The organism is Psychrobacter sp. W2-37-MNA-CIBAN-0211 (assembly GCF_040309405.1).
Classification (GTDB): Bacteria; Pseudomonadota; Gammaproteobacteria; order Pseudomonadales; family Moraxellaceae; genus Psychrobacter; species Psychrobacter glaciei.
Genome location: NZ_JBEOOU010000236.1, coordinates 1 through 268, shown reverse-complemented (window position 1 = coordinate 268; position 268 = coordinate 1). Strand labels below are relative to the sequence as shown.

Annotated in this window: 1 protein-coding gene; it reads left to right on the top strand. The window is 69.0% G+C overall.

All coding sequences use genetic code 11. The features are described 5' to 3' along the window. Positions 1-268: ADP-dependent NAD(P)H-hydrate dehydratase (locus AAEY72_RS15055; RefSeq protein WP_352311370.1), on the top strand; the 268-nt coding region annotated here is incomplete at both ends.

The following is a 268-nucleotide window of genomic DNA, read 5'->3' as shown; positions in this document are numbered from 1 at the left end:
CTGCTGAGCAGCGAAAGTGCCCTGCGCAGCGGCGCCGGGATGGTCTCGCTGGCGACGCGGCCGGAGCATGCGCCGGCCGCTCTGGCTCGGCTGCCGGAGGTCATGGCCGTCGGCGTGAGCTCGGCCAACCAGTTGATGGGCCTGCTGGAAAAAATCTCGGTGATCGTCATTGGCCCAGGCCTGGGCGATGCCGCCTGGGGCAAGAGCCTGTTGTCGGTCGCGGCCAATGCCAGTCAGCCGCAGGTGTGGGATGCCGACGCGCTCAACC